This window comes from Mesorhizobium sp. M5C.F.Cr.IN.023.01.1.1 (assembly GCF_003997585.1).
Taxonomy (GTDB): Bacteria; Pseudomonadota; Alphaproteobacteria; order Rhizobiales; family Rhizobiaceae; genus Mesorhizobium; species Mesorhizobium wenxiniae.
In genome coordinates, this window is the sequence record NZ_RZSU01000176.1 from 1 (window position 1) to 8,393 (window position 8,393).

General features: G+C 65.4%; 9 protein-coding genes. 6 read left to right on the top strand and 3 right to left on the bottom strand.

Annotation, left to right across the window (positions count from 1 at the left end):
• Window positions 1-164: 164 nt before the first annotated feature.
• The 3 genes from EOA78_RS34020 to panB are packed head-to-tail and all read right to left on the bottom strand — an operon-like array spanning window position 165 to window position 2,268.
• Complete coding sequence (locus EOA78_RS34020) at window positions 165-488, bottom strand: Dabb family protein (RefSeq protein WP_127319942.1); 324 nt, start codon at window positions 486-488, stop codon at window positions 165-167.
• A gap of 59 nt (window positions 489-547) precedes the next feature.
• A complete protein-coding gene (gene panC / locus EOA78_RS34025; RefSeq protein WP_127319944.1) occupies window positions 548-1,426 on the bottom strand; it encodes a pantoate--beta-alanine ligase in 879 nt (292 codons plus the stop codon).
• On the bottom strand, window positions 1,423-2,268 hold the full coding sequence (gene panB / locus EOA78_RS34030) for a 3-methyl-2-oxobutanoate hydroxymethyltransferase (RefSeq protein ID WP_127319946.1): 846 nt from the start codon (window positions 2,266-2,268) through the stop codon (window positions 1,423-1,425). Before panB ends, panC begins: the two co-directional genes overlap by 4 nt.
• A 172-nt stretch (window positions 2,269-2,440) precedes the next feature.
• Here panB and EOA78_RS34035 point away from each other — a divergent pair, with 172 nt between their 5' ends.
• The 6 genes from EOA78_RS34035 to bioB form a co-directional block, all read left to right on the top strand.
• Entirely contained in the window at window positions 2,441-3,409 is a 969-nt protein-coding gene (locus EOA78_RS34035; RefSeq protein ID WP_127319948.1) for a hypothetical protein, read from the top strand.
• 63 nt (window positions 3,410-3,472) lie between these two features.
• Window positions 3,473-4,447 (top strand): quinolinate synthase NadA, encoded by a 975-nt coding sequence (gene nadA / locus EOA78_RS34040; RefSeq protein WP_127319950.1) that lies wholly within the window; start codon window positions 3,473-3,475, stop codon window positions 4,445-4,447.
• Window positions 4,444-5,991: an L-aspartate oxidase gene (locus tag EOA78_RS34045; RefSeq protein ID WP_127319952.1), complete on the top strand. Its 1,548-nt coding sequence runs from the start codon at window positions 4,444-4,446 to the stop codon at window positions 5,989-5,991. The genes nadA and EOA78_RS34045 overlap by 4 nt, the downstream gene beginning before the upstream one ends.
• A complete protein-coding gene (gene nadC, locus EOA78_RS34050; RefSeq protein ID WP_127319954.1) occupies window positions 5,988-6,869 on the top strand; it encodes a carboxylating nicotinate-nucleotide diphosphorylase in 882 nt (293 codons plus the stop codon). Before EOA78_RS34045 ends, nadC begins: the two co-directional genes overlap by 4 nt.
• Before the next feature lie 17 nt (window positions 6,870-6,886).
• On the top strand, window positions 6,887-7,360 hold the full coding sequence (gene panD / locus EOA78_RS34055; RefSeq protein WP_127319956.1) for an aspartate 1-decarboxylase: 474 nt from the start codon (window positions 6,887-6,889) through the stop codon (window positions 7,358-7,360).
• A gap of 63 nt (window positions 7,361-7,423) precedes the next feature.
• On the top strand, window positions 7,424-8,393 hold a 970-nt coding region (gene bioB / locus EOA78_RS34060; protein WP_206533557.1), incomplete at its 3' end, for a biotin synthase BioB.

Sequence of the window (8,393 nt, forward strand, 5' to 3'; positions counted from 1 at the left end):
CCATCATCGCGGACGGACTGCGTGAAGCGCGCGTGCGCCTCCCCGACCATGATGCGACGGTGCTGCTGCGCTGGGCGGACCAGCGCTATGGGTTCTGAGCGACCGCAACCGCTGAGCACGCAATCGCGGGCCGGCACCGACGAATTGTCGACGCAAGTTTGGTCTCAGAGAGAACCGGCACTGGTCATCGAGGTCCTTGCCCTCGCGATTTCATAGTCGGCGGCAAAACGCAGTTCGCGCAGCGGCCGCACCCGCTTGATCGCCTCCTGATAGAGCGGATGCGCCTTGTAGGCTGCGAGCTCGGCATCGGTGTCGAATTCGCCGTAAACGACGACGTCGACTTCCTTGCTGGCGCGATCGCTCCTGCGATCTTGCGCGACTTCGAGCCGGCGTGGGTGCGGGATGTTCGTCAGCAACGCCAGCCCGTCCAGGATCGGCTCGAGATTGCTGCTGCTCGCGGCGGTGAAAAAGACGATGTGTCGGATCATGATCTGAGTAGCGGCGGCATGGATTTGGCGAGGAGCAGCAGCATTGGGCGTAATCCGTCTCAAGCCGCTGCGCGCCCGATGGCTTCCGGTCGGGCCGGGATCCCAACATTGTCGATCAGCCGGGTCTCGCCCAGCCAGGCGGCCGCGAGCAAGCGTCCGGGCCTGTCGAACCTGTGCAGCGGCGCGAGGTCCTCCTCGGTCCGCAGCTCGAGATACTCGATCCGAGTGTAGCCTGCCGCGGCAATCGCCGACCGCGCGTCGTCGAGCGTCGCGTCGACCGGCGCGCCGCCGGCGATGCGCGCGGCGGCATCGAAGAGAATCGTGGCAAGTTTCGGCGCGGCCTGCCGCTCCGACAAAGACAAGCGCACGTTGCGCGACGACATCGCCAGGCCGTCCTCCTCACGGACTGTCGGGCAGGCGACGATCTCGATTGGGATATCCAGATCCCGCGCCATCCGTCGCACCACATGCAGCTGCTGGAAATCCTTCTCGCCGAAGAAGGCGAGATCGGCGCCGGTCTGCAGGAAGAGTTTTGCCACGACCGTCGCTACACCGTCGAAATGCCCCGCTCGGAATGCGCCGCACAGGCCGTCGCTCACCCCGCTCACCGAGACCGTGGTAGCGAAACCGTCCGGATACATTTCGGAAGCATGCGGCGCGTAGAGAACATGGGCGCCAAGCGGAGCGAGCTTGGCGGCATCCTCGTGCTCCGTGCGCGGATAGGCGGCAAGGTCGTCCGGGCTGTTGAATTGCTTCGGATTGACGAAGAGCGTCACGATCACCCGGTCGGCGCGGTCGAGCGCGGCGCGCACCAGGCTGAGATGGCCCTCATGCAGGGCACCCATGGTCGGCACGACGGCGACCCTGAGGCCCTCCTGACGCCATACCGCCACGGTCTTGCGCAAGTCTGCAACGGTCCGGATGATGGGGATGCTCATGCTGCTTCTTCTCCGTTGACGGTCTTCGATCCTTCGCCGAACACATGCTCGGCCGCTGGAAACCGGCGTTCCCGCACCTCCTGCGCGTAACTCCCGATCGCTGCCGAAGCCGCCGCTCCCAGTTCGGCATAGCGCTTGACGAATTTCGGGCGGAAATCGCCGAACAGGCCCAGCATGTCGTCGACCACCAGGATCTGACCGTCGCAGGCCGATGACGCCCCGATGCCGATCGTCGGAATCGCGACTTCTTCCGTGATCCGGCGGGCGAGCGGCTCGGGCACTTTTTCCAATACGACGGCAAAGGCCCCCGCTTCGGTCACGGCAAGCGCGTCACGCCGGATGCGCTCGCCGTCCTCGCCCCTGCCCTGTACGCGATAGCCGCCGAAGGCGTTGACCGCCTGTGGCGTCAACCCGACATGGGCCATCACCGGGATACCGCGGCCGGTGAGGAAGCGGATCGTCTCGGCCGTCGCTTCGCCGCCCTCGAGCTTGACGGCCGCTGAGCCAGTTTCGGCCATGACGCGGGCGGCATTGCGGAAGGCCTGCTCCGGGCCTTCCTCGTAAGAGCCAAACGGCATGTCGACGACCATCAGCGCGCGTTCGAGCCCGCGGCGCACGGCCTGGCCATGCATGATCATCATCTCCAGCGTCACACTGAGCGTCGACGGCAGCCCATGGAGAACCATGCCCACGCTGTCTCCCACCAACACCACGTCGCAATGGGAATCGACCAGCCGTGCGATCGGAGTCGTATAGGCCGTCAGGCAGACAAGCGGCGTTTTGCCCTTGCGCGCCGCAATGTCCGGTGGAGTAAGAGCCCTGGTTTTTCCCGTCACGCTCATCACATTTCCTTCCCCAGCGTTACCGCCCGCGGCGTCGCGTTTGGCACATTTTTGTGCAGGTGCGAAGACCAAATTGGGGTAGCGCGTCAGTTGACGCGCCGACCGTTATTGGTGAGAACAAAATTCAATCGGTTCAGCTCCTTCCCGGCTGCGCCCAGGCACATCAGGGACCATGAACGATCACGCAAAAGGCAGAAGGAAAGGCAGAGCCGCCGCCGGCAAGTCCGCCGACATCGCCAAAGTTGACCTGACCGCCGTTGTCGTTGCGGTGAGCGACAATGAGCCCTGTGTGCTGACCATCGCACAGGGAGACACCTTGCCCTCCGGTCCGCTGGCGCTCGAGCACCGGTCGCTGCAGTCCGGTCTGAGGGCTTGGGTCGAAGAGCAGACCGGGCACCCGCTGGGCTATATCGAGCAGCTCTACACCTTCGCCGATCGGGACCGGGCCGGCACCGAGCACGAGCAGCGCGTCATCTCCATCAGCTATCTCGCTCTCACCCGCAAGGAACATGCAGCCGCTCCGTCGAAATCCGGCTGGCAAAGCTGGTACGACTATTTTCCATGGGAGGACCACCGAGCGGGAATTCCGCCGATGGTGGGGGATATCTTTCAGCCGCGCCTGCTCGAATGGGCGGCCGGCGCGGACGACCAGGCGACGCGCCTCGAGCGCCGACGGCGCGCGGCGATCGCCTTCGGCTTCGACGCTCGCCCGTGGAACGAGGACCTCGCCCTCAAGCGCTACGAGCTGCTCTATGAAGCGGCCCTGGTCGAAGAGGCGTTGCGCGGTTCGGATCTAGCTCCGCCGGTTCCTGGCAAGGCCATGGTCGCCGATCATCGCCGCATTCTCGCGACCGGCATCGCGCGGCTGCGCTCCAAGATCAAATATCGGCCGGTGGTCTTCGAACTAATGCCGCCGGCCTTTACCCTGCTTCAACTCCAGCGCACCGTGGAGGCGCTTGCCGGCAGGCTCATCCATAAGCCGAACTTCCGCCGCCTGATCGAGCAGCACGAGCTGGTCGAGGAGACTGGCGAGACCACCACTGAGACCGGCGGCCGGCCGGCGAAGCTCTATCGCTTCCGTCACGCGGTACTCGAAGAGGGGGAGGTTGCCGGGGCAAAATTGCCGCTGGCGCGGGGTTGACTCTTATTCTCACATCAAGAATATGCCCGATTATATTCTCATTGAGTATAATCGGAGCTGTTGATGACCGCAGCGCTGCCTTCGGGCGCACATCTTTACGAGCGCGTCCAGCGGGTGATTCCGCCGATCGAATGGCCGGTGTTCAGCGACAACATCGACGCCATCCTGACGCTGAAGCGCGAGCGCAACGCCGTCATCCTGGCGCACAACTACCAGACGCCCGAGATCTTCCACTGCGTGGCCGACATTGTCGGCGACAGCCTGGCGCTGGCCCGCAAGGCGATGGACGTGGATGCAGACGTCATCGTGCTTGCCGGCGTGCACTTCATGGCCGAGACGGCGAAGCTGCTCAATCCGGACAAGACCGTGCTCATCCCGGATCTCGAGGCGGGATGCTCGCTGGCCGACTCGATCACGCCCGAAGACGTGTGCCTGATGCGGCAGCGCTATCCGGGCGTTCCGGTCGTCACCTATGTCAACACTTCGGCCGCGGTGAAGGCCGAATCCGACATCTGCTGCACCTCCGGCAATGCCAGGGCGGTGGTTGAATCGCTCGGCGTGCCGCGCGTCATCATGCTGCCCGACGAATATCTGGCGAAGAACGTCGCCGCCGAGACCCACATCGAGATCATCGCCTGGAAGGGCCATTGCGAGGTGCATGAGCGCTTCACACCGGCTGACATAAGCGCGCTGCGCGAGGCGCATCCTGGTGTCACGGTGCTTGCCCATCCCGAATGCCCGCCCGGCGTTGTCGCGGTGGCGGACTTTTCGGGTTCGACCGCCGCCATGTCGGATTATGTGGCCCGCGAAAAACCGGCACGTGTCGTGCTGATGACCGAGTGCTCGATGAGCGACAACGTCGCCGTCGCACATCCCGAGGTGGACTTCATCCGCCCCTGCAATCTGTGCCCGCACATGAAGCGCGTCACGCTCGCCAACATCCGCGCAGCACTTGAGGAGAGCCGCCACGTCGTGACCATCGACCTACAGGTCGCCGACCGGGCCCGCCTGGCTGTGGAGCGCATGCTCGCAATATGAGCCCAGCGACCCTGGAGATCGGCGGTGCCCCGGTGATCGTCGGCGCCGGCATTGCCGGCCTGATGACGGCGCTTCATCTGGCGCCGGAACCCGTCGTGCTCCTTTCCGGCGCCTCCCTTGCCAGACAGGCTTCCAGCACCTTTGCCCAGGGTGGGCTCGCAGCAAGCCTCGGACCCGACGACAGCCCGGACATGCACCTAGCCGATACGGTCACCGCTGGCGACGGGCTCTGTGACGGAGCCACGGTGCGGCGCATTGTCGAAGCCGCACCCGAGGCGATCGAAAAGCTCGGGCGGCTCGGCGTCGCTTTCGATCGGGACCCTGAAGGCGCGTTGCGGCTCGGGCTCGAGGCGGCCCATTCGCGGCGGCGGATCGTGCATGCCGCCGGCGACGCAACGGGTCGCGAACTGGTCCGCGCACTCATCGCGGCTGTGCGGCGCACGGCCTCAATCACCATCCTCGAGAACACTCAGGCGCGCCGCCTGATCGTGGAAGACGGTCAAATTGCCGGCCTGCTTGCGGTCGGCACCAGGGGTGCCGTCGCGATTTCCACCTCGCGCGTGGTGCTGGCGACCGGCGGTATCGGCGGCCTTTATTGTGATACGACGAACCCGCCTGCCGCGTTCGGACATGGGCTGGCGCTCGCGGCTTCAGCCGGGGCCGAACTCGCCGATCTCGAATTCGTACAGTTCCACCCGACAGCGCTCGACGTTCCACGGCGACCGATGCCGCTGGTGAGTGAAGCCGTGCGCGGCGAAGGCGCGGTGCTCATCAACGAGCGAGGCGAGCGGTTCCTCGCCGATACGCCCGGGGGCGAGCTCGCCCCACGCGACGTGGTCGCGCGGGCCGTGTGGCAGCAGCTCTCAGCCGGGCACCGTGTCTTCCTGGACGCCAGCCAATGCCTCGGCCCAAGATTCGGCAGGCGCTTTCCGGCGATTTCCCGTTTGTGTCGCCTGGCAGGAATCGATCCCGCGAGCGAACCCATTCCCGTGCGTCCGGCGGCGCACTACCACATGGGCGGCGTGGCGGTGGACGCGGCGGGCCGCAGTTCCGTCGAGGGCCTGTGGGCCTGCGGTGAGGTTGCATGCACCGGACTGCACGGCGCCAACCGCCTCGCCAGCAACTCGCTCACCGAAGCGGTGGTCACAGCTGCCTGGGTCGCCGAAAGCATTGCGGGCGCAGCGCCGGGCCAATGCCGGCGGCTGTTGTCGTCATTCGTGCCCCCACGGCCAGACGCTTCGTGCATTCGCCCGGTCGTCTCGCAGGCGCTGGGCATCGTCCGGGATGGCGAGACGCTGCGCGGGGCGGCGACGAGGCTACTGCCAATCGGCGCGGGCAACACGGCTGCCTCCGATCCGGCCGTGGTCGCCCTGATGATCACTATCGCCGCGCTGCGCCGCGAGGAGAGCCGCGGCTCGCATTACCGGTCCGATTTCCCCAGGCGCGATCCGGACGCCCTCCTGTCACGGCTGACACTCAAGATGGCAATTCAGGCCGCGGTCGCGCTTGGCTGGCGGGCCCCGACCATGGAACTCCTGACATGAGATCATTCTCTCCCCTTCCCTCGATCGTCATTGAACCGATCGTACGGACTGCTCTTCTGGAAGATCTTGGCAGAAGCGGGGACCTCACAAGCGATGCGGTCGTTCCCTATGATCGGACGGCGACGCTGGCGCTCAGGGCTCGGCAGGCCGGCGTTGTGGCCGGGCTCGATCTGGCCGCGTTCGCCTTCCTCCTGGTGGACGCGGCGATCGATATGGCGATCCACCGACCGGACGGTTGCGAAGTGGCGACGGGCGAAGCGATCGCGACGGTGACTGGGCCGGCGCGCGGACTGCTCACCGCCGAGCGCACCGCGCTCAACTTCCTGTCCCACCTGAGCGGCATTGCCACGGCCACGGCGGCGATGGTCGAGGCGGTGCGCAGCCACAAGGCAAAGATCGTATGCACGCGAAAGACCACCCCGGGGCTGCGCGCGCTGGAAAAATACGCAGTGCGGGTCGGCGGCGGCGCCAATCACCGCTTCGGGCTCGACGACGCCGTGCTCATCAAGGACAACCACATCGCGATCGCCGGCGACATCCGCACCGCGATCGAGCGGGCGCGTGCGGCAACCGGCCATATGATCAAGATCGAGGTCGAGGTCGACTCGCTGGAACAGCTCGAAATCGCCCTTGCGTCGTATGTTGACGCGGTGCTGCTCGACAACATGTCGTTGAACGATCTTGCCCGCGCGGTCGACATGGTCGGTGGCCGCGCCATCACCGAGGCTTCCGGCCGCGTGACGCCAAAAACCGCCGCGGCGATTGCGGCAACCGGCGTCGACCTGATCTCGGTCGGGTGGCTGACGCACAGCGCGCCGATCCTCGACATCGGGCTGGATGTGCCCGCGGACGCGAACATCTGCACGCATTTGAACTGAGGGAGAGGACGAACGGGATGCGAAAGATCGTCGCCGGCAAGCTGCACGGCATCCACGTGACCGAGGCCAATCTGAACTACCATGGCTCGATCACGCTCGACCCCGACCATTGCGAGGCGGCCGGCTTCCTGCCGATGGAATTCGTCGAGATCTGGAACAGGAATTCGGGCGCGCGCATCTCGACCTATGTCATCCCAGGCGAACGCGGATCGCGCTGTTGCATCCTCAACGGTGCCGCAGCCCGCACCTGCCAGCCGGGCGATCAGCTCATCATCTGCAACTCGGTTTATGTGCATGAGGCCGAACTCACCGCGCTCAAACCGCGCGTGCTGACCTTCGACAGGGACAATCACATCGCCGAGCGGCTAACCTATTCGGTCGATCGAAGTTCGGACGGCAACTACAGCTTTTCCGTCCTCGACGAGGCGGGCGCCGCCCTGCCGGTGCCGGCGTTGGTCGGCGGGTCAAAGCGGACCGGGCCCGCCGACTGACGAACTTCTTTCTCCACGCGCTCAGCGGACCAGCAGCAAAGGCTCTTGACGATGACGATTGGAATGAACGCGGAACCCGACGTGAACCCGGCCATGGAACCGATTGGCGGAGCATTGCCCCGTTGGAGCCACAACGCGGCCGCGGCCATCCACGACATGCCGTTCAACGACCTGCTCTTCCGAGCCCAGGCGGTCCATCGCGCGTATTTCGATCAAAACCGGGTGCAGCTGTCGCGGCTGCTATCGATCAAGACCGGCGGCTGTCCGGAGGATTGCGGCTATTGCAGCCAGTCCGCGCATCACCAGTCGGGGCTCAAGGCCTCGAAGCTGATGGAGGTTGAGCGCGTCGTCACAGAGGCCAGAAAAGCGCGGGAGGCGGGCGCCACGCGCTATTGCATGGGGGCGGCCTGGCGCAGCCCGAAGGAGCGCGACATGGACGCCATTGTCGCCATGATCGGAGCCGTGAAGGCGCTCGGCATGGAGGCCTGCATGACGCTCGGCATGCTGGACCTCGAACAGGCGCAGCGTCTGAAGGCGGCCGGCCTCGACTACTACAACCACAACATCGACACCTCCGAGCGCTATTACGGCGAGGTCGTCTCGACCCGGAGCTTTGCTGACCGCCTCGAAACGCTTGGCCATGTCCGCGAGGCCGGCATCAAGGTCTGCTGCGGCGGCATTGTCGGCATGGGCGAGGAAAAGGCCGACCGCATCGACATGCTGCTCACGCTCGCCAACCTGCCCGAGCCTCCGGAAAGCGTGCCGATCAACATGCTGATCCCGATTCCGGGCACGCCGCTTGCCAAGGCCGAACCGATCGACCCTATCTCGTTCGTACGGCTGGTCGCGCTCGCCCGCATCATGATGCCGAAGTCCGATGTCAGGCTTTCGGCCGGCAGGACGGCGATGAGCGACGAGATGCAGGCGCTGTGCTTTTTTGCAGGCGCCAACTCTATTTTTCTCGGCGACACGTTGCTCACCGCCGAAAACCCTGAAGAAAACAAGGACAGAGCACTGTTCAGCCGGCTCGGCA